Origin of the sequence: Metamycoplasma canadense, assembly GCF_000828855.1 — a bacterium.
Taxonomy (GTDB): Bacteria; Bacillota_I; Bacilli_A; order Mycoplasmatales; family Metamycoplasmataceae; genus Metamycoplasma; species Metamycoplasma canadense.
Window position 1 is genome coordinate 626,881 of sequence record NZ_AP014631.1, and the last position, 21,714, is coordinate 648,594.

The 21,714-nt window shown below is 23.0% G+C and carries 13 protein-coding genes and 7 tRNA genes; 16 read left to right on the forward strand and 4 right to left on the reverse strand.

Going from position 1 to position 21,714, the window contains the following annotated elements:
* Positions 1–284: 284 nt before the first annotated feature.
* From MCAN360_RS05690 to MCAN360_RS02645, 5 genes are all read left to right on the forward strand, one after another.
* Positions 285–9,854: a hypothetical protein gene (locus MCAN360_RS05690; RefSeq protein WP_045434218.1), complete on the forward strand. Its 9,570-nt coding sequence runs from the start codon at positions 285–287 to the stop codon at positions 9,852–9,854.
* A gap of 375 nt (positions 9,855–10,229) precedes the next feature.
* Positions 10,230–12,245 (forward strand): ABC transporter permease, encoded by a 2,016-nt coding sequence (locus MCAN360_RS05695; protein WP_148310078.1) that lies wholly within the window; start codon positions 10,230–10,232, stop codon positions 12,243–12,245.
* 2 nt (positions 12,246–12,247) lie between these two features.
* Positions 12,248–13,267 (forward strand): ABC transporter ATP-binding protein, encoded by a 1,020-nt coding sequence (locus MCAN360_RS02635; protein WP_045434224.1) that lies wholly within the window; start codon positions 12,248–12,250, stop codon positions 13,265–13,267.
* A gap of 141 nt (positions 13,268–13,408) precedes the next feature.
* Positions 13,409–13,484 (forward strand) — tRNA-Thr (locus MCAN360_RS02640).
* Positions 13,485–13,487: 3 nt separating this feature from the next.
* Positions 13,488–13,572: transfer RNA gene (locus MCAN360_RS02645), tRNA-Leu, on the forward strand.
* A gap of 246 nt (positions 13,573–13,818) precedes the next feature.
* On the opposite strand, the gene MCAN360_RS02650 is transcribed toward MCAN360_RS02645, so the two are convergent.
* The 4 genes from MCAN360_RS02650 to MCAN360_RS02665 form a co-directional block, all read right to left on the reverse strand.
* A tRNA-Val gene (locus MCAN360_RS02650) sits at positions 13,819–13,894 on the reverse strand.
* Between the two features lie 2 nt (positions 13,895–13,896).
* A tRNA-Glu gene (locus MCAN360_RS02655) sits at positions 13,897–13,972 on the reverse strand.
* A gap of 4 nt (positions 13,973–13,976) precedes the next feature.
* Positions 13,977–14,051, reverse strand: a tRNA-Asn gene (locus MCAN360_RS02660).
* A 112-nt stretch (positions 14,052–14,163) separates the two neighbouring features.
* Positions 14,164–14,239: transfer RNA gene (locus MCAN360_RS02665), tRNA-Thr, on the reverse strand.
* A 146-nt stretch (positions 14,240–14,385) separates the two neighbouring features.
* Between MCAN360_RS02665 and MCAN360_RS02670 the strand changes: the two genes are divergently transcribed.
* The 11 genes from MCAN360_RS02670 to ylqF all read left to right on the forward strand — a co-directional run bounded on the left by MCAN360_RS02670 (position 14,386) and on the right by ylqF (position 21,714).
* Positions 14,386–14,826, forward strand: coding sequence for a division/cell wall cluster transcriptional repressor MraZ (locus MCAN360_RS02670; protein WP_045434227.1), 441 nt, complete (start codon positions 14,386–14,388; stop codon positions 14,824–14,826).
* On the forward strand, positions 14,820–15,734 hold the full coding sequence (gene rsmH / locus MCAN360_RS05700; protein ID WP_045434230.1) for a 16S rRNA (cytosine(1402)-N(4))-methyltransferase RsmH: 915 nt from the start codon (positions 14,820–14,822) through the stop codon (positions 15,732–15,734). The genes MCAN360_RS02670 and rsmH overlap by 7 nt, the downstream gene beginning before the upstream one ends.
* A 6-nt stretch (positions 15,735–15,740) precedes the next feature.
* On the forward strand, positions 15,741–16,811 hold the full coding sequence (locus tag MCAN360_RS05705) for a hypothetical protein (RefSeq protein WP_045434233.1): 1,071 nt from the start codon (positions 15,741–15,743) through the stop codon (positions 16,809–16,811).
* A 22-nt stretch (positions 16,812–16,833) separates the two neighbouring features.
* Positions 16,834–17,973, forward strand: a complete 1,140-nt coding sequence (gene ftsZ, locus MCAN360_RS02685) for a cell division protein FtsZ (RefSeq protein ID WP_045434431.1) — start codon at positions 16,834–16,836, stop codon at positions 17,971–17,973.
* Between the two features lie 95 nt (positions 17,974–18,068).
* Positions 18,069–18,731 (forward strand): 16S rRNA (uracil(1498)-N(3))-methyltransferase, encoded by a 663-nt coding sequence (locus MCAN360_RS02690; protein WP_045434236.1) that lies wholly within the window; start codon positions 18,069–18,071, stop codon positions 18,729–18,731.
* A gap of 119 nt (positions 18,732–18,850) precedes the next feature.
* Positions 18,851–19,285 (forward strand): 50S ribosomal protein L13, encoded by a 435-nt coding sequence (gene rplM / locus MCAN360_RS02695; protein ID WP_045434239.1) that lies wholly within the window; start codon positions 18,851–18,853, stop codon positions 19,283–19,285.
* Positions 19,285–19,683 carry a 30S ribosomal protein S9 gene (rpsI, locus tag MCAN360_RS02700; protein ID WP_045434242.1) on the forward strand — a complete coding sequence of 133 codons (399 nt, stop codon included), beginning with the start codon at positions 19,285–19,287 and terminating at the stop codon, positions 19,681–19,683. Before rplM ends, rpsI begins: the two co-directional genes overlap by 1 nt.
* A 46-nt stretch (positions 19,684–19,729) precedes the next feature.
* Positions 19,730–19,806, forward strand: a tRNA-Ile gene (locus MCAN360_RS02705).
* A 144-nt stretch (positions 19,807–19,950) separates the two neighbouring features.
* Positions 19,951–20,217, forward strand: coding sequence for a 30S ribosomal protein S15 (rpsO, locus tag MCAN360_RS02710; RefSeq protein WP_045434245.1), 267 nt, complete (start codon positions 19,951–19,953; stop codon positions 20,215–20,217).
* 119 nt (positions 20,218–20,336) lie between these two features.
* Positions 20,337–20,867, forward strand: a complete 531-nt coding sequence (locus MCAN360_RS05710) for a tRNA (cytidine(34)-2'-O)-methyltransferase (protein ID WP_045434247.1) — start codon at positions 20,337–20,339, stop codon at positions 20,865–20,867.
* A 28-nt stretch (positions 20,868–20,895) separates the two neighbouring features.
* Positions 20,896–21,714: a ribosome biogenesis GTPase YlqF gene (gene ylqF, locus MCAN360_RS05715; RefSeq protein WP_245391246.1), complete on the forward strand. Its 819-nt coding sequence runs from the start codon at positions 20,896–20,898 to the stop codon at positions 21,712–21,714.

Sequence of the window (21,714 nt, forward strand, 5' to 3'; positions counted from 1 at the left end):
GGCACACTATTTTTTCTTAAATTATTCTTCTTTTTTTAAAAAAGAAAACTCATTTTATTAATTTTGTATTTTTCAGATGTTTTTTAGATTTTTTTAAGAAATTATTTGTTTTATAAAGTAAAAACTTATAACTTTTAATTAATTAAAAATATAAAATATTGTTTCATTTTAATTAATAATAAAACAAACTTAAATAATTTTAAGATTATAAATATTTCCGCATTATATATATATATATATATTATTGTATAATATTAAAAATTTAAAAAGAAAGGATATTTAATATGAGTAAAAGAACAAAAAAGGAAAAGAAAGCTCTTGTAATAGCAACTACAACTCTATTGTTATCAACAATTGGTGTGGGCGTACTCGGTGGGGTGTCTAAGCATCATAGAGATTCTTTTATCAATGAAAAAAACAATTTAATTAGTAACCTTAAGTCTAAAATTAAAGAATTATTTGAAACTGATAAAGAAAAATATGAAAAATTAGCTTTAGCCCAAAATTTATCATTTAATAAACCTTTTATTCAATATGATGTAAGTGAATTAAAAAAACTTATTGATATCTTGAATACATTTATTTTTAATGAAGTTAATAATAATCTTTTAGAGTTTAAAAAAAATAATGATCTATTTAAAGAAATTTTACACGAAATTTCCGATAAAGATTTCTTAAAAAATTTAGAAGCACGTAAGGCAATTCTTTCTGAACTTAATGATTTAAAAGATATTTATAAATTAAGCGAAATCAATAGAAATAACGTTATTCCTAAATTAAAAGATATCTTTAATAAAAAAAGTTATTCGTCTATTTCGTTCAAAGAAGCAAAAGATATAATTGAAAAAACATTATTTTCTCAGTTGGATACTAAAATTAGTGAAATTATTAATAACTTAGATAAAAATATTGCCGAATATTGGTCAAATATTAATAGTAATACTAAAACCTCAAAAGAAAAAGAGGTTATTTTAGATACACTAAACAAATATGATCAGGCTTTAAAACACGCCAACTTAATTGAAAGCCCATTAAAACGTAATAAATATTTAAAACTTATTAAAAGTTCACCTAAAGATAAAATTGATGATATTTTACAACAAGTTATTAAAGAAGCTAATAAGGATGATATTGAAGAAAGAAAATCGCTAATTCATCAACTTAGTTTTTTGAATAAAACAGCATCAGATGAAGATAAAGCAAAAATAGAAAACTTATTAAAAAATAATTTAGATCCTAATTTTTCGAAAAATGCTAATGATTTAATTAAAGAATTAGAAAAAAAATTAGAAAATAAATCTTCTTTAAATTATCTAATCAATCTTAAAAAAGAAAACCTTAAATCAATTCTTGAAAATAATTCAACATTAAGCGAAAAACAAAAAGAATTATTTAAAAATAAATTAGAAAAAACCGATCTTTCTAATAATGAAATTAATTTATTACAAAAGACTATTTTTAAAGAAATTGAGTTGTCACGTAATAAAAAATATGCTAAAGAAATTATTGATTTATTAGATGAACCTGAAAAAACTCAATTTGGAAACAATTTAGCCTTAGCAAAAAGTATTGAAAAAATAAGAGAAATTGAAGATAAAGCTCTTGAAATTTACAATAAAGCCAAAGATGAATTTGATAAGCATTTTGATCAAAATCTTGAAAATAAGGATCCTAAGAAACAAAAAATATTAAACGATATTATTGCAATAAATAGTGTTAAAGCATTTAAAGATGGTATTAAAGCAATAGATTATGCTATTAATGAAAATCTTAATAATCTTAAAATGTATGCATTAGGAGTAAAGGATTTATTAAAACTAAATGATGAAAGCGAGTTTGTTCAAAAATGAGTTTCTAATTTTGATTTAAATATAAAAACTTTTCAAAAATCTAAATCCATTTTAGAAATTGAAAAACAACTGAAGGATGAATCGTTAAAAGAAGCAATTTTATATAAGTCAAAAATCGTATCTCAAGGAAATTCTAATTTAAATATTTCTAAAAAGATTTCAGAATTAGAAACAACTTTAAAAAATTCTTTATTTAATGAAAAAACTTTAAATGATTCATTTTTAAAAATAAATGAAATCAACTTATTAATAATAAAAGATTCGTTTTCAAGTATTAATGGTAATAAAACAAAAATTGATAATTATAAAGAAAAAGATCAATTATTAAAATTTTTAGATTCTAACGATACTATTGATATTTTTGTTGCGCAAGCAAAATATAATTTATTGTCAAGAGTTTTACTTGAAAATGAAATATTTAAGACTAATCTTGATAAGTTAATTAAAAATTCTCAATTTCAAAATGATGAAGAAATAAAAAAAGTTATTTCTTTATTACAAGAAACTACAGAAAAAAATAATGATATAAAATTACCTCAAAAAATAGTCCTTGATTTAGTAAATAAAAATTTTAATGAGAAAAGCAACGAACAAAAAGCTAAATTGATTAACAAAGTTTTAACTTTGCTTAATGTTAATACTTCTTTTATTTTAAATGAAACAGAAAAAATTAATTTAGAAACAGAGGGTAATAATTCAGATCAAGAATTAGTTAAAACATTAGATGAATATGACCAAAAAATGATTTTAAGATATGAACTTGCTTCAATTTATAATTTAGCAAACAAAAATGCTGATTTAATTCTTAAAAAATCTGAGCTAAAATCATTAATTTTAAATATTAATTCAACAAAAGAACAACTAGAATCGGCAATAAATAATGTTAAAGAGGCATTTTTAAGAGCAATAAATAAATCAGATAAAGTACGCGAGGAATTAATTAAAAAAGCATCAACATTTAATGAATTATTTACAATAAATGACGACGATACAAAGAATATTGAAAACTTTAATATTTTATTAGAAGCATTATCGCCTTTAGTGTTAAGTGATATTTCAAAATTTAGCGAAATATTAAGTAATTTAAACGAAATTGAAAAAATAAACAAAGAAAAACTTAAAGAAATTATTACAAACTTAGATGAAAAAGACAAGGATAAGAATTTAGAAATTGAAAAATTAGATAGTAATGAAATTTCGAAAAAATTAATCGAATTTAATGATAAATTTAATGAAAATAAAATAAACATCTTAAAAGATGTTGAATCTTTAGATTATGACAATCCAAATAAAAAAGGTTTACTACTTTTAATAAAAGAAAGTAAAAATCAAAAAGATTTAAAAAATATTAAAGAAATTATCAAGCAAAAAGATGTAGATCACAAATTAAAAAAAGAATTATTAAAATTAACTGAAAAATTCAAAAACCCTAATTTAACCGAAGAATGAATTAAGAAGATTACCCTTGCAAATGATAATGAAAGTCTTGAAAAAATAAAGAAGGATTTGATATCTTCAATAAGCAACGAGGAAAATCGAATCAACGAATTAAAAGCATTAAACAAAACATTAATTAATAAAATTCAGGATCCTGGTAAAAAAGATGAATTTTTAAAAGAATTAAATTCTGATATTCATACTATAAATTCATTTCAATCATTACAAGAAACAGTAAATCAATTTCTAACATTAGAAACTTCTAAAATTGAAGCTAGAAAAAGAGAAATAATGAATCTGGTTTCGAAATTATCAGTTAATAATTCATTAAAGAAAACTATTAGCGAATCAATATCAAAAGCCAATTTATTTACCGAATTAAAAGAACTTGAAAAACAAGTTAAAGATTCTTTGAATAAAAAGAAAAATGAAGTTAAAGAACTTCTTGAAAAACTTGGTTCACCTTTAAAAGAAAAATATATTCAAGATTTAAATAAACTAAATACCGAAATCGAATTTGAAGAACTAACCGATGAGATTAACTCTATTTTAAAAAATAAGAAGGATGCTTTAACTAAATTAATAAATGACATAATTAATGATTCAAAAAATCAAAATATTAAGGAAAATTATCTTGATAAATTATCAAAACTAGAAACAATTGACCAATTTAATAGTTTGCAATCAGATTTAGAAAAAAATTTAAATGATTTAAAAACTGAGGTTATATCTTGGGCTAATAAACTTTCAGATAGTGATGATTTAATTTTAGAAATTAACAAAAAAGTAAACTTTAAAGAACTAAACGATAAAAAACTTGAAATTCAGGCTAAATTAGATAATATTTATAAAAATGCACAAGAAAAACTTAAATTATTAGAAGGAGATGATCTTTATAAAGATTTTTCTGATAAATTTAATAATTTAAGTAATGAAAGTCATGAGTCAGAATTAAATAATTTTATTAGCAAAATTAATGAATTAATTGAATATCAAAAAAATTCTATTAATGAAATGCTTAATACCATAAAAGACAAAAACAAAAAACATGAAATATCTTCTTCAATTAAAAATGAAATTAAACTTGTTGATCTAAAGAAGCTTATTAAAGAATCACAATTACAAGTTAATAAGGAAAAATCAATTGAAAACATTAAAAAAACATTAGTATACGCTGACTCACTTGATGCATATAAAGAATTAATTAATAGTGCGAAGGACGAAGATCAATTAAAAAATATTATTAAAGAAGTAAATAATAAAGAAAACCAATTAAACGATCTAAAACAAAATAAAATTCCATTAGAAGAAAAAATTAAATCCTTGGTTAATGTTGATGTTGAAAAACAAAAAGAATTATTAGAAAAACTTGAATTACTTAGAGAGGATAAACTAAGTGAAATTGAAAATGAGCTAAATACTCACATTCAAAAGCAAAAAGATGTAGTTAAAGAATATCTTGAAGAATTTTTAGGTAATAACCCACTTAAGCAAGAATTAGAAATTAAACTTTCTTCTTTAAATTCTGAAACTGATATTTTAAAAATTAAGGAAGATCTTGATAATAAATTAGCTGATTTAAGAAAAAAAATTATTGATAAAATTGAATTATTAACTAATGATAAACAAAAAAGTCAATTACTTGAACAATTAAATCAAAATAAAACTATCGAGCAAATTAACGAAACATTAAAACAAGTCGAAATTCAAAGTAGCAAAGAAAATCTATTAGAATTATTAAATAATGTTAAAAATATAGATAAAAAAGAAGTTTTAAATTCGAAGATTGAAGCTTTTAATGATAATTTAAAATATAATGAACTTCACAAAGAAATTTTGGATCAGATTGAAAAAGATTTAGCTGAATTAGAATTAGCATCATTTAATGTAAATCAAGAATTAAACAAACTTTTAAGTGATCAAGAAAATAAATATGATTATTTTAATCAATTAATTATAAAAAATTCTCAATCAAAAGAAGAACTTGAAAAAATAACAAATGAAATTAAAAAATATATTTCAGATAAGAAAGAATCAATTTTAACAAAGGTTGAAAAATTAAAAGAAGATATCCCTTCAACGATTAATAAATATCAAGAAATAAAAGAAGAAATTATAAAAAATAATGATGATTTTAATATCAGTTTATACAATAAATTTAATAAAGAAATTAATAGTAACTTTGATTTAATTAAAAATTTACTAGTTACAGATTCAAAATTTGATACTATTTATAATTCTGAGACCTCGAAATTAATATCTGAGTTAGAAAGTTTAACAATTGAAAATAGTGATGTTACAAAAATAATTTCGCAACATAAGAAAATAGTTGATTTAATTTCTAACAAAATATTAGATCTTTCAAAAACATTTAAGAGTAATAAAGATGTTCAAGAACAAAAATATAGTAGGTTAATTGAAAAAATCGTTTATGAAAATTATGAAAATAAACAAGTTGAAAATTTAATGAAAATTAATGAACAATTAACTAATGAATTAAAGAAAGATAATGAAAAATTTGAACAATTAAAACAAGAAATATTAACATTAAATAATAATTTAGAAAGCAATGATAAAACTGATTTATTAACTAAGATTAATGATTCTACAAATACATATGAAAAATTATTAGGATTGAAAACTAATATTGAAGAAAAAATAAATCAATATAAAGAAGAAATTAAACAAAAAATTACTGCAAAACTTGAAGGTTATGAAAATCTCGATACCTTATTAACTACATTGGATTCAAAAAATTCATACGATGATATGAAATCTGTTGAAGAAATCGCAAATAAAGCTTTTATTGATAAAAAGAATGCTCTTATTTCAATGTTAGATTCAAGCTTAGAACAACAAGAAAAAAATTCATTTAAAAATGAATTAGAAAAAGATGAAAATACATTTTCAAAATTAAAAGATTTAGAAATAAAAATAGAACTACAACAAGCTAAGAATAAAGCAAAAGAATTAATCAAAAACATTGAAGATCCTGTTAAAAAAGCTGAATTCGAAGAAAAAATAAATGCTAATAATAATATTTCTGAGATTAATAAATTAAATAAAAATATTTCTTCATATAATAAAGAACAAGATAATAAGCTTGAAGATTTAAAAAATAAAGCTGTTGAAGTTATAAATAAATTAGAAAATTCAACTACTTTAAAACAAGAAATTAAAAATGCTTCTAAACAAGCTGATGTAGAAAAAATAATTGAAGATGCTAAGAAAAAAATATCAGATTTAAAATCAGATATTAATAAAGCGTTTGAAAAATTAAACGGTCATGAAGATTTTTCTTCTATTTCTCAAGAAGATAAAAATTTAGAAAACTTAAATGAGACGGAACTTAAAGAAAAATTAGATTCATTAGAACAAGCATATAATGAAAAAACAGCAAATTTAAAATCAAAATTTGAAGCTTTGAATGCTCAAGATAATTTTCCAACACAATTGAATAATTATTTTAATAATAATGAAATTTCTATTGAGAAAAAAATAATTGCATTAACCGCAAAAGAAACATCTTCATTATTAAAGGATATTGAAAATAAATCTAATATTTTACCTGATTCTTTAAACAAAGAATATAAAGATTTCTTATTATCAAATTCAATTAACGAAAATGCTGATTTGAATGAACAAAAAAAATTAAAATCTATTGTCGAATCAAAATTGAAAGAACTTGAACAAAAAAACTTAGAATACAAAAATGAAGTTGATGATATAAAATTGAGAATAGATGACATATTATCAAGAGTAAAAGACCCTTTTAAATTGGCTGAATTTAATGAACAAAAACAGGCTATTAAATTTGATAATAGTCCTGAAATTAATGATTTAAATAAATTAGAGAGCGACATTAACAATTATTTAAATTCTTTAAAAACAATAACAAATCAATTGTTATCTAATTTAAAATCTGATGATCCTAAATTATTAAATGTTAAACAAGTTTTAGATTCTGATCAACAAACAGATGAAGGTTATAAGGAAATTCGAAAAGAGTTAGAATTATATATTGAAGAATATACAAGATTATCAAGTTCATCTGTTGAAAAAATTAATGGTCATCAAGAATATGAAATTTTGAAAAATAAAATTTTGAATAATAAGTCTCAAACTGTTAATTCTGAAGTAAAAGAAAAAGCCGAAAGAATATTCAACAATAAAACTGAAATTGTTAAAAAAGAATTAAATGACTTTGATGGTGAAAAAAATAACTTAGAACAAAAATTAACTAGTTTAAATACATACAAAGAATTGGATCAACTTGAGAAAGAAATTCAAGAATTAGCGAAAAATCAAGTTTTAGATGAAATTAATAAACTTCAAATTGAAAATCAAAAAACTAATTTTAAAAGTGAACTAGCAACATTTTCTACAGTCTCACAGTTCAATGAATTAAAGAAAAGAGTTAAAGATAAAATAATTTATAATGATGCAATCGCAGAAGCAAAAGCACAAGCTATAACTCATATTAATAAATTATGAAATTCTAAAAAAGATGAATTATTGAATTCTTTCGATTCATTAGATGATGTTAATGTTATAAATTCTAGAAAAGAAGATGCAATTAAGGCATTAGAAAATAAAAAGAAAGAAATTTTACAAAAAATTAAAAAAATGCCTTTTGCATCACAAAGCCAATTTAATAATGATTTGGAAGGGAAAATTGGTGAAGATTTAGTTAAGTTTGAAGAAAATTTAAATAAAATATCAACTAAATTTGAAGAATTTGAAAAAATATTACCTTCATTGACTTATATCAATAATAGAAAATCAATTTTAGAATCCACCTGAGTACACGATAAGGTTAATACAGAAGAAAAAATAAAATCTTTAAGTGATGAATACTCATCAATTAATCAAAAATATAGTGATCTTAATTCAGAAATCCAAAAGTTACCAATTAATAATTCAGTGAGACAAAAATCAGAAAATATTCTAAATAATAATTCAAAATTAAAAAATATTTCAGATATAGAAATTTTGATTGCTGAACTTAAAGAAGAGTATTCAAAACTAAACAACGCTTATAAAGAAACTAAAAAATATGCAGACTTATTAAAAAATTCTTCAAATCATGCTCAAAAAGATTTATTTAACAACGAAAATATTATTCTTGATAAAGAAGAATTAAATGAAGTTTCTAAAATAAAAACTTTAGAACAAGAATTTAAAAAACAACTTTCAATTGAAAAATTTGGTTTTATTATTGATTACAATAACTTAAATTTATTAGAAATAAATACTAACAAAAATAAAAAGTCAAATCTAAGACAAGGTAGATATTATGGCATAGTTGGAACAGGCAGAACTATTTTAAGTGTGTTGCCAGCCTTAAATAAAAATGAAAAATACAAAATGAAAGTCAATAATCAATGACAGGATATTGGTTTTGACGAAAAAGTTAAAGAAGGAAAAACCGAAATAAGATTAGAAAAACCACTTAAAAATTCTGCTTCATTTAAAGATGATTATGAATTTTTAGAGTTAATTGGAATTAATAAAAGTTATGATTCAATTAGTTACAATCAAGTGGCAGGAAAAAATAATTTAAGTATTAAAAAAGATTACTCTATTAAATTTAATCCTTCATCGTATCCATTAGATAATTTAGTTGATGGAAATAAAAATCACGTATCACGCTGGGATAATTGAAATTATTGAGGAAAACCTCAAGATGATAATAAAATAACGTTAACTTCTAATGAAGAAATAAAAAATTATGGAAAAATAGATTTATGAGTTCGTTCAGGAGGTATGGGATCACCAAATGAACATATGCCATGAGGGGAATATAAATGACCTCATTCATTTACTATTAGATATTCAAAAGACGGTAAAAAATGGCATGATGTAGAAGATCAAACTGTTAAATATACAGAAGACTTATTTGTTGTAGATCAAAACCTTAAAAATAAGGGTATATTATCTGAAAATTATAATCTTCCACAAAAAAAATCAGAAATATCAGACGAGGATTTAAAAATTAAACCAGATAATATGGAATACATTATATACTTTAATATTAAATTTAAACCAGTTGAAGCAAAATATATTCAAGTAACATGAAAAGCTTCAACAAGAACAATTAATGGAAATGATAATTGAACTAATATTATTGGATTTTCAGAATTTGAACTTGGCGAAGTTCAAAAAGAAGCAAAAAAAGTTAATATTGATGATCTTAATAAATTAAATAATATTAATCCCGAAAGTGATTTACCAAAAAATCTTCGTGTTTTATTTAAAAATACCCCTAATAATCCTGCAACTCACGAAATTGTAGAATGAAAAATTCAAGATGAAGAAATAAACAAAAAATTCCAATTTAATCATTTAATTTTAAAGGGTAATAAAACATTAGAAAATTTAGATTTTAAGGAAATAAGTGTTGATTTAAAATCACAAATTAATTATTACTACACAATAGAAGATTTAGGAAATATAAAATTTGCTCAAAATAATGTAAATAAAGAAGCTAAAATAGTAAAAATTACTATTTATAGAAATGACTTAAATCAAGAAGTTAGAACAGTATATCTAAAAATTACAAAATAAATTAAAAATATGTAGTTAACAATGCTACATATTTTTTTACTACAAATTAATTAAATAAAATGTTCTAGTTTTTAATATAATGAACTTAAAAAAGTTAGACCAAATAAATTTAAAAAAACTTTTTTGGCTTGTTATAAAAAAAACGTAAATTTTAACAAACTACAATTTTATTAATTTTTTACTAATAATAACATAATAAAATTTAATTACAAATATAATATAATAAATATAATAAAAAAAATAATAATAACAAAAAATAGTATCTAATATTACATTTAAATTTGTTTTAAAAAATTTAAATTAAATTACTTTTATTTTTTAGTTATTTAAAAATTTAAAATATTAAGGATTTGTATTATGCTAGGTTTTTTTAAAATGCAATTAAAAGTATATTTTAGGTTATGAAGTTCTTATATTACACCTTTTGTAATTGGAGGATTTTATATACTCCTTGTTGCTTGTATAAAAGCTACAGTGGCTTGATTGGGGAATAAGAATTTACTTGATAGTAATCAATATATTGAAATTGCCGCAACATTTTGTGAGTTTGCTTCTTTTGTTTTATGTTCGTTTGTAACACAAACGTTTTTTTATCGTTATAAAAGAGAAGGGATTGAATATATACTTTATTCGAAACCAATAAAAAGATCACAAATTTATTTTGCTAATGTATTTGCAAGCTTAATTGGATCACTGTTTTCAGTTTTTATATTAAGTATAAATTTTTTTATTAGTCAATTAATAGTTCCACATGATGCTCAAAGAGCGTTTTATTCAGCATTATCATTTTTTGGTGCAACTATATTATGCTCTATATTTTGTGTTAGTTTAGGAGCATTGGTACATAATTTTGTAAGTGCTAAAGTTTTCCAAGTTTTAGTTGCTGTTGTTCCTTTTTTAGGAAGTTGTGTTATGGGATTTGTTAAAACATCGCAACGAACAGATGTAATTCAAACATCATTAAAAGCAGCTAACAGACCTTTAATTTTAATTCCTCGAAATTCGATTATTGAAGGTAAATCAAACCAAGCTCTAACTAATATAAATAAAAGATACTTAACTCAAGATAATTGATTGGTTGAAAATAAAGTTTTAACTGATTATTTAAATAATAAAGAAAAATTATCTTTTAACCCTTTTGCTGAAGAATTTAATCCTAAAGTTAAATATTCAATAACCGAAGAAGTTGATAAGATTTCAAAATCATTTTATTCAAAAATGTTTTGACTAAATTTACGTGAATATTTTTTCCCTGTCTATACAGCTTATGATAAAAGTTTACAAAATATTTCAATCGCGGTAGATTATAATAAAAAATTATCTAAAGAAAAATATTTTAAAATTTTTGATGATAATGGCAATTTAGATAAAAATACTCTACAATATTTTGAAAAAAAATATGATCTAGATCTTTCAAAACAAATATTAATTAAAACAGTTTCAAAAAATAAATTAACATCAAATTCTAAACCACAATATGATCTTTTAGGATTAAGTTACAACTTAGATGAATTTAAAAGTATTTTTGATTGATCAATTTATGGTGAAAAATCGTTCTTTAATTTTGGATTAAAGGATATTCAAAAAATAAATTTTGATGAATTTAAAAAGTTTAATGAAACAACTATTGAAAAAATAATAAGTGATGAAAGCTATAAAAATATTAATAAGTTTATTGATAAATCAGATTTAAGTGAAGAAATAACTGGATATAACAAAAAAGGCGAAAAAGTTACTCAAACTGTTGATGCAGTTGTAATATTTGAAATTATTAACATTCTAACTCAATTAACAAAATATAGATTATTAGAAGATAGAACTCAATTTAACGCTATAAAAGACAAAATATTAGATAAATCAAAAGATGAAAAAAATCCTGATCTTAAAAAGACTTATTTAAAATTACACTCTTTTATAAAAGAAATTCCATATTTTTTATTAGCTAAATATTCAAAATCAATAAATAAACTAATCGACGAATCATTAAAAGCTAGATTTGATGAAAGTAAATTATCAGATATTCAAAAATCAAAACTTAATGCATATATTAATGTTCAAAAAACAAAACTAATTGAGCTTATAAGTTCCTTGGTGTGAACAGTTAATATTTTTAAATTAATTTCAGAAACTAATGAAAATGGTGAATTTAAAACAATAATCAATGTTGATAATATTATTCCTTATTTATCAAAGGGAGCAAAAGAGTTTTCTAATTACGGTAAAGGATATTTAAACAACTTTGTTCGTTTAATTAAATTAAATGATAATATAATTGAATTTAAAAGATCTAACTATATTGAAATGTATATTGGTATTCCTTCAGTTATTTTAATAGGTTTAGTATTAATTTGTTTAGGTTGCATAGTATTTAAAAGAAAGAACTTTAATTAATTATGAAAAAAATTTTTAAAACAAAAAAATCATTTTTAAAAAAATGATCTGAAAATAAACAAATGTTTTTTGATGCAAAAAACAAATCATTTAACAAACCTTGTGATGATGTAGCAATATCTATACAACATTTATCAGTAATTTTTAAAACAAAATTTCAAACATATAAAAAAGCAGTAGATGATTTAAGTTTCGATGTTAAAAAAGGACAATTTCATGGTTTTATAGGAAATAATGGTGCAGGAAAAACAACGACAATTCGTTCTATTTTAGGATTTTATCCAAGTTTTATTGGAAAAATTTACATAAATGGCATTGATTCAAATAATGCAATTGTTAAAAGTAAAATAGGGTATATTCCTGAAATTTCAATTTTTCCTACAACATTATCAGCTAAAGAATATTTGTATTCTTTTGCTGAAATATCTAAAATTCCAAAAGAGAAAATTAAATCAAAAATCGAAGATTTAATTAACAAATTTGGTTTTAATATTAGCGATTTTGATAAAAGTCCAGCTTTCATGTCTTCGGGGCAAAAGAAAAGTATTTCTCTTATGCAAGCTTTATTAAACGATCCTGAAATTCTTATTTTAGATGAACCAGCAGCCAATTTAGATCCAAGTGCAAGAATTGTTTTTTTTGATAATATTAAAAAATTACAAAAAGAAGGAATTACTATTTTAATATCTAGTCACATTCTGGATGAATTAGAAAAATATATTGACAGTTATACAGTTTTATCAAATGGTAAATTACTAGATTCAGGCCTTGTTAAGGATAAAATTCGTAATGCAGAATTAAATACAAAAATAACATTTTCAAACAATGCTTATTTAATTGAAAAGTTTTTAAAAGATAATAATATTAATTATAAATTAGATAATAATGAACTATTTTGCGATCTAAAAGATCCTTTAACTAAACAAAAGTTAATAAAAGAAATTACAAGATTATCTTTAGAAATCTATGAATTAAAAGCTAATGTATATTCTTTAAACAGTTTATATTTTGAAAAAAAATAAATTATTTTATATAAAAAAACATGACATTATATTCGTGGTAAATAGTATAATGTCATGTTTTTTAATTTTTAATTATTAAATTAAGAAAAATTATTTTAAAAATTAAAAAAATTATATATAATTATATAGCATTAAAAACAAGCCGTTTTAGCTCAGTTGGCAGAGCAACTGACTTGTAATCAGTAGGTCGTAGGTTCAAGTCCTATAAACGGCACCATTTGCGCGAGTGGTGAAATTGGCAGACACGTTAGTTTTAGGCACTAATGCTTTGCGGCGTGAGGGTTCAAGTCCCTCCTCGCGTACCATATCATTTATTTGTAATGAAGACTCAAGTCTTCATTTTTTTAATTTATTATATTTTAATACAAGTTTAATTAATAAAAAAGTAACTTAAATATTAAAATAAATTTATTAATTTGTAATTTGTACTGATTTTAATTTAAATTTATTTTTATAAAGTAAATCTTATATTTAAAGTATTTACTATTAAATTTTTTTTTAAAAAAAAATGCCATATTGGCATTAAAGGTGCATTTTAATAAGTTTACAAATGGTGGAGAATGAGGGGCTCGAACCCACGACCCTCGCCTTGTAAGGGCGATGCTCTCCCAACTGAGCTAATTCTCCAATGGTGACCCTAGCGGGACTCGAACCCACGCATGTATGGATGAAAACCATATGTGTTAACCACTTCACCATAGGGCCATAATGGCGCCGACTATTGGGATTGAACCAACGACCAACTGGTTAACAGCCAGCTGCTCTACCGCTGAGCTAAGTCGGCACTCAATTATTAAATGCTTAATAATTATACCTAAAAAAAATAATAATTTTAAAAAAATATTTTTTTCTAGATTTTATTAAATTTCAGCCGACTGCCTCAATTAATCAACGTTTGGTGCTGGTTAGAGGATTTGAACCCCTGACCCACTGATTACGAATCAGTTGCTCTGCCAACTGAGCTAAACCAGCATGTAATTAATTTTATACAAAATTTTATTTTTTTATAAATTTTATTTTTTTAATCCTTAAGAGTTTTTTTATATAAAAAAATAGCTATTTTTACAAATAAGTTAATAAAAATGTTAGAATATGGTTGATAGTGGGAGGAAGTGGAAATGTATGGTAAATATGAACGAAGCTTAGATGATAAAAATCGTATTGTCATTCCACCAAAAATATTATTGGAATTAGGTAATGAGTTTTTTATTACTATTGGATTTGATAAACAACTAATTCTTAGAGATAAAAAAGAATTTGAAAAATTGAAATCTAAGTTAGAGGATAATAATTCACTTAATAAAGATTTAAGAGAATTAAGTAGATTTATTTTTGCTAACACTGAATTAGTTAGCCCTGATAAATTAAATCGTGTTATTATTCCTAAGCATTTAGCCTCAAAAGCCACTATCAAAAAAGATGTTGTCTTCATAGGTTCTGGAAATATTTGCGAATTATTTGCCAAAGAAATCTATGACATAAAAGAAAATTATTTTGAAAACGAAACAAACATCGATGACCTAGCTCAAAAACTTTTTGAACAAGGGGTTAAATTATAGAAAAGCATATTCCGGTTTTATTAAATGAAGTTATTGAATCTTTAGATATAAAACCAAATGGAATTTATGTAGATTTAACTTTAGGTAGAGCGGGACATAGTGTTGAAATTCTCAAAAAAATAAAAGAAAATGGTTCAGGAAGTTTAATTTGTTTTGATAAAGATAAACAAGCAATTGAAGAATCAAAACCTAAACTAAATGCAATTAGCAATTCTTATTTTTTAATTAAAAATGATTTTAGATTTTTAAAAAATGAACTTGATAAATTAAATATAACAAAAGTAGATGGAATTTTAGCTGATTTAGGAGTTTCTAGTCCACAACTTGATCAAATCGAAAGAGGATTTTCTTATTCTAAAAATACTAAATTAGATATGAGAATGGATTTAGAATCCACGTTAGATGCTTATTCAATAATAAATAATTGAGAAGAAGATAAAATAGCACAAATACTTTATGAATACGGTGATGTAAAGCTATCTAAATTAGTTGCGAAATCAATCATAAATAATCGACCTATAAAAACTTCTTTTGAATTAAATGATGTTATTAAAAAAGCTTTACCAGCAAAAATAATAAGACAAAAAAACCCATCAAAAGCAATTTTTCAAGCAATAAGAATAGCAGTAAATGATGAGCTAAATGCGCTAGATGATTTATTAAGTCAAATAGAAAACTTATTAAATCATAATGGTAAATTAGTAATTATTACTTTTCATAGTAAAGAAGATGCAAAAGTAAAAAAATTTTTTCAAAATCTTAACTGAAAAGATCCGAAATTAAATAAACTTCCAGTTCAAACAAAAAATAATTGAAAACAAAAAATTATTTTTCCATCTAAAAATGAACTAGAAAATAATAAAAGATCTCATAGTGCGAAATTAAGAATTATTACAAAATTAGGTTAAAAATATATGAAAAAAAGTATTATTGTAGCTTATAAATTTGAAAATAATAGTTTTTCCATAGAAGCAATTGAAAAAAAAGCTTATGGAAATATTTTGATTTATAAAAATTCAATAAAAAATACTTTTTTTAACCTATTTCAGATAGATAACTTTATTAAAGAAACTAAAAGCGAATTATACAGAATAACAAAATGTCAAATTTATGATGTTATTGTTATTATTCAACAATCATCAAATTTAAAAATTTATAATAAAACAATTTCGAAAGATTTACAGAAAAATAATTTAGATGATATTAAGTTAGCTGAAAAATTATATTTAGAGCAAAAAAAGATTAATCTTTACTTATTTGATTATTCGTTTATTTTTAAAGATAATAAAAAACAGCTTATTAATTTAAGTATGATAGATTGAGATATGGCCAAAAATATTTTTAACTTATTTAAAAAAAATAACCTAAATGTTTTAAGAATATATGATTATGATTTTTTAAAAAATGTTTCTATTGGTAAAAAAAATAATAATGGAGTAGCTACCTTTATTAATTTAGATAACCAAAGCTTGAAAATAGAAATATCAAAAAATAATATTAATATAATTACTAAAGAAACTAATTTAGGTATAGATTATTTAGTTAATAATATTGCAAATGTTTTAAAAATAAATTACTCTCAAGCTTTAATTAAATTAAATTTATGATCTTTGAACTTGCATGCAGGGGATAGTATAAAACTTGATTTAATTATAAGAAAATACTTAATTTTAGTTGAAAATGAAATTACAAAAATAGCTAATCAAACAAGAATTGATAAAGATTATTTAAATATTAATCTTTGTCCAAAATTTAATTTATTTAAAAAAATTCTTCTAAATGATAAAAGTTTTTATTTAAATATAAATCATTTTAATTTAAATAAAAATTTAACAATTAGCAATCAAATGCTAGGAATTGTAGGTCTTATTGATAATTTACAAAACAATACTATTAAAGAAATGACTATTACATCTGAATTATTTGTAGTAAATCCACAAATACCGGATGAAAAAAAATATTCCTTTAATTATAAAAATAACTAAATTAATATTAAGAGGAGAAATAATGTCAGAAAAAGAACTTGAAAATTTCAATTCAGTCGCTAATATTAAAGTAATCGGTGTTGGCGGCGGTGGTAATAATAGTATTGAAGGTATTTTAGATTCAAAAATTGATGGTTTAGAATTCATTGTTGCAAATACAGATAAACAAATACTTGATAAATTTGATAAATCATTAACTCTACAACTTGGTGATAAAAGAGGAATTGGGGCTGGTGCTAATCCAGAAGTAGGAAAAAAAGCAGCAGAACATTCTATTCAAGAAATACGCGAAAAACTAAAAAATGCTAATTTAGTTGTTGTCACAGCTGGTATGGGGGGTGGAACAGGAACTGGTGCTTCTCCAGTAATAGCAAAAATTGCTAAAGAGCAAAAAGCATTAGTTATTGCAATTGTAACCACACCGTTTAGTTTTGAAGGCGCAAAGCGAAACAAAGTCGCTAATGAAGGTATTGAAGAGTTAAAAAAATATGTCGATTCTTATATTGTTATTTCCAATGAAAAATTAAGAGAATCATACGGTGATGTCTCTTACGGTGATGCTTTTAAGATAGCTGACAATGTCGTTAAACAATTTATAAGAACCGTTGTTGATATAATCGCTGTTCCAGGTCTTGTTAATTTAGATTTGGCTGATTTAGATACATTAATAAGAAATTGTGGTGAAACTGTCATTGGGATCGGAAATGCTAATGGCGAAAATGCAGCACAATTAGCTATGAAAAATGCAATTAGTAGTCCTATTTTACAAAGTAGTATTAAAGGAGTAACTAAAGCAATAGTTTATTTTTCATCTGCAAAAAATAGCTCAATAAATGATTTTGAAAAAGCAATTGAAGAACTAAGAAAAGTTGCAGGTCAAGACATAGATATAATTTTTGGTATTGGTAAACCAGTGAATGAAGATGCAGAAAAACTTGGTGAAACTTATGTTTCTGTTATAGCAACAGGAAAAAAAGAAGAAACCCAAGATGAGGATTTTCAAACAGTTGATCAAAATTATGATTTAAAAAATTCAATTTATAAAACAAGAGAATTTTTAAAAGTTACAAATTCTTTAACTTTTGAAAACTCCGAGAATCATTTAGATAGTGAAAATTTAAATGATGACGATTTAAATTTAATTTATAACAGATATAGTTAATAAAATGATGTAAGAAATTTTATTATTCATATGATCCGATTAAAATTTAAATTTAAGAAGAGGCTTAGCCTCTTTTTTTATATAATATTTTAATTATGTATAAATTTTTTAGTGATGAGAAAAAAGATAATTATTTTATACTGGATTTAGAAACAATAAAGCATTTAAAAGTAATAAGAATAAAAAATCAAAATTTTTATATTAATTATCAAAATGAATTTTATTTATGTAATTTTGAATTCCCTAATAAAGCAATTATTAAGGAAAAAATTGATATTAATAATGAATCTAATTTTGAAATTTGAGTTGCTATCCCTTTAATTAAGCAAAACCATTTTGAAATTGCTTTACAAAAAGCGGTTGAATTAGGGGCTACAAAAATTATTCCTTTTTTTTCTGAGTTTACAGATAAAACAAATATGTTAATAAATAATAAAATTAAAAGATTTGAAAAAATTATTAAAGAAGCAGCATCTCAGTCTTTTAGAAATAAAATTCCTTTTTTAAATACTCCATTAAGTTTTGAAGAAATTATTAATTTAAATATTAAAAATAAAATTTTGGCTTACGAAAATGAAAAAAATAACAGTTTTAAAAAAATAAATGATGATGTTTTATTAATAGTTGGGCCTGAAGGCGGATTTTCGGAACAAGAAATAAAAATGACTAAAGAAAAAAATGTAGAAATAGTTAGTTTAACTAAAACTATTTTACGAGCAGAAACAGCTTTAATTTATATGCTATCAAAAATTGTTTAATATAAAATTTTTTGTTATAATTGATAAGCATAATTTAAAATTGCAATTTAAAAATTAATTTTTAGTTATTACTATTAAGCTAAAATAGTAATCATAAAATAAAATAAGAAAAGGAAAGTATGCGTCAAACAACAATTATTAGAAAAGAATTAGTTGATAAAAAATGATACATTATCGATGCAGCCAACGTACCATTAGGTAGACTTTCAACTCTTGTAGCTTCAATCCTTCGTGGAAAAAACAAACCAACATTTACTCCAAATGTTGATATGGGCGACAATGTAGTTGTTATTAATGCAAAAGATGTTCTTTTAACAGCTAAAAAAGATGAAAAGAAAATTTACTATCACCACACCGGATATCCTGGTGGTTTAAAACAAATTACCGCTGCTGGATTAAGAGCTAAAAAACCAGAAGCTTTAATAGAAAAAGCAGTTAGAGGTATGTTGCCTCACACCAAATTAGGCCGTAAACAATTTAAAAACTTATATGTTTATGCTAATGCAGAACATAAACAAGCATCACAACAACCAACATTAATCGAGGTTAAATAATGGCAGATAAAATTAGATATTATGGTCTAGGACGTCGTAAATCATCTGTTGCTAGAGTTTATTTAATTCCTGGAAAAGGTAATTTTGTAATCAATGGTAAAGAAGCAAGACAATATTTAAATTCAGATATTTTATTAAAAGATGCTTTAAGCCCATTTGTAGTTACTGAAACAACAAATCAATTTGATATTTTTGCAAATGTAAATGGTGGTGGTTTAACTGGTCAAGCTGGTGCTATTAGATTAGGTATTGCTAGAGGTTTATTAGAAGCTTCAAATAATGAATATCGTAACAAATTAAAAGATGCTGGTTTCTTAACAAGAGATGCTCGTGTTAAGGAACGTAAAAAATTCGGTTTGAGAAAAGCAAGAAGAGCAAGACAATTTTCAAAACGTTAATTTTTTTTGTGGTATACTTATATGGGTTTTCACCCATATACCATATGCGAGCATAGCTCAGTTGGTTAGAGCACACGACTGATAATCGTGAGGTCGATGGTTCAAGTCCATTTGTTCGCACCATTTCAAGAAATTGATCAAGACACGCTTTAGCGTGTTTTTATTTAACTTTTATGGTATAATTGTTGCGAATACAAAATTATTTGCATTCGCTATTTAATACTTGGTAAAAATTAAGATTTTTGCTAGGTTTTGAAAGGATAAAATATGGTTTCAAAAACAAGAAAAAGTGAATTAGTTAAACAATTTGGTAGAAATGATAAAGATACTGGTTACTTGCCTGTTCAAATCGCTATTTTAACTGAAGATATTGAATCTCTAAAAAAACATTTCGCTGTTAATAAAAAGGATTTACACTCAATGCGTGGTTTTATGGCAAAAGTTAATCACCGTAAAGCTTTATTAAATCACTTAAAAAATGAAGATTATTCACTATATCAATCAACCATTAAAGCATTAAATATTAGAAAATAGTTTTAAATTTTATTTTATTAATATTTATATAATTGCCTAAGCAAAAATGCTTGGGTTTTATTTTTATTTCTAGTTGTTTAATAAGGTTTATTTTTTGTGTTTTATAGTAAAATTTTACTATGATTAATATTGTTTTATATCAACCAGAAATAAGCCCTAATACCGCTAATATTATTAGAACTTGTTTTGCTACGAAAGCTAAATTGCACATTATAAAACCTACTGCATTTGATTTACACCCTCATTGATTAAAAAGAAAAGCAGCTGGTCATTTCTTGTCTGAAATTCAACACGAAATACATGAAAGTTATGAGAAGTTTTTTTTAAAATATGGTAGTAAAAATATTTATTATATAACTCGATATGGGTTAAAAAATTATGCAGAAATTAATTTTAAGGATATTATTTCGCAACAAAATAATGAAGTTTGAGTAATGTTTGGGACAGAAAGCACAGGAATACCGAAGAAAATAATGCAAGATAAGATTGCAAATTGTTTAAGAATTCCCATGAATGAAGAATGCAGAAGTTTGAATTTAGCAAATTCTGTTGCAATTGTTTTATATGAAATTTGTCGCCAAATTAATTTTCAGGATTTATCATTATACGAGGTTCAAAAAGGAAAAGACTTTATTTTAAAAAAGGATTAATATTATGATTCATTGATTTCCCGGCCACATGGCTAAACAGTTTAGATTATTACAAGAAAAACAAAAATTATTTGATTTATTTATTGTTGTAATGGATTCGCGAATACCTAAAAGTTCATTTAATGAAGAAATTTTTAAAATAATTAATAACAAACCAATACTTTTTGTTTTTAACAAATCAGATAAAGGAAATTTAAATTTATTAAAACCTTTTATAAAGAATTATGAAAAAAGAGGACAAGTAATTGTCACAAATTTAAAAAACAAAGATGGATATAAAAAAATTAATTATGCATTAAATAAAGAATATATAAAATTTAAAGCAAAAAACGAAGCAAAAGGAAAATTAACACCACCATTAAAGTGTGTGATTTTAGGTGTTCCAAATGTAGGAAAATCAACATTAATTAATACAATGGCGAAATCTAAATCAACAAAAGTTGGAGCAATAGCAGGAATTACTAGGTCTGAACAATGAATAAATTGTAAGAATTATATGTTGTTAGATACACCAGGGCTTTTAATGCCTAAAATAGAAAGCGATGAGGTAGGAGCTAAATTGGCTATTGTCGGATCGATTCGGCAAGAGGCTATTGATATTAATGAACTTATTTTGGCATTATATCGTTTAATGTCAAAATATTATCCACAAAAATTAAATGAAATTAATCTTGATGCAACTTTTTCTGAAGAAGAAATTTTTGAAAATTTAAATAAATATGCAAAAAATAACAATTTACTTTTAAAAAATAATGTTTACGATGTTAAAAAAGGTATTAATATGTTAATTAATTATTTTAAAAATATGAATAATGTAATTTTTGATTTTTATGAAGAAAGTGAATAA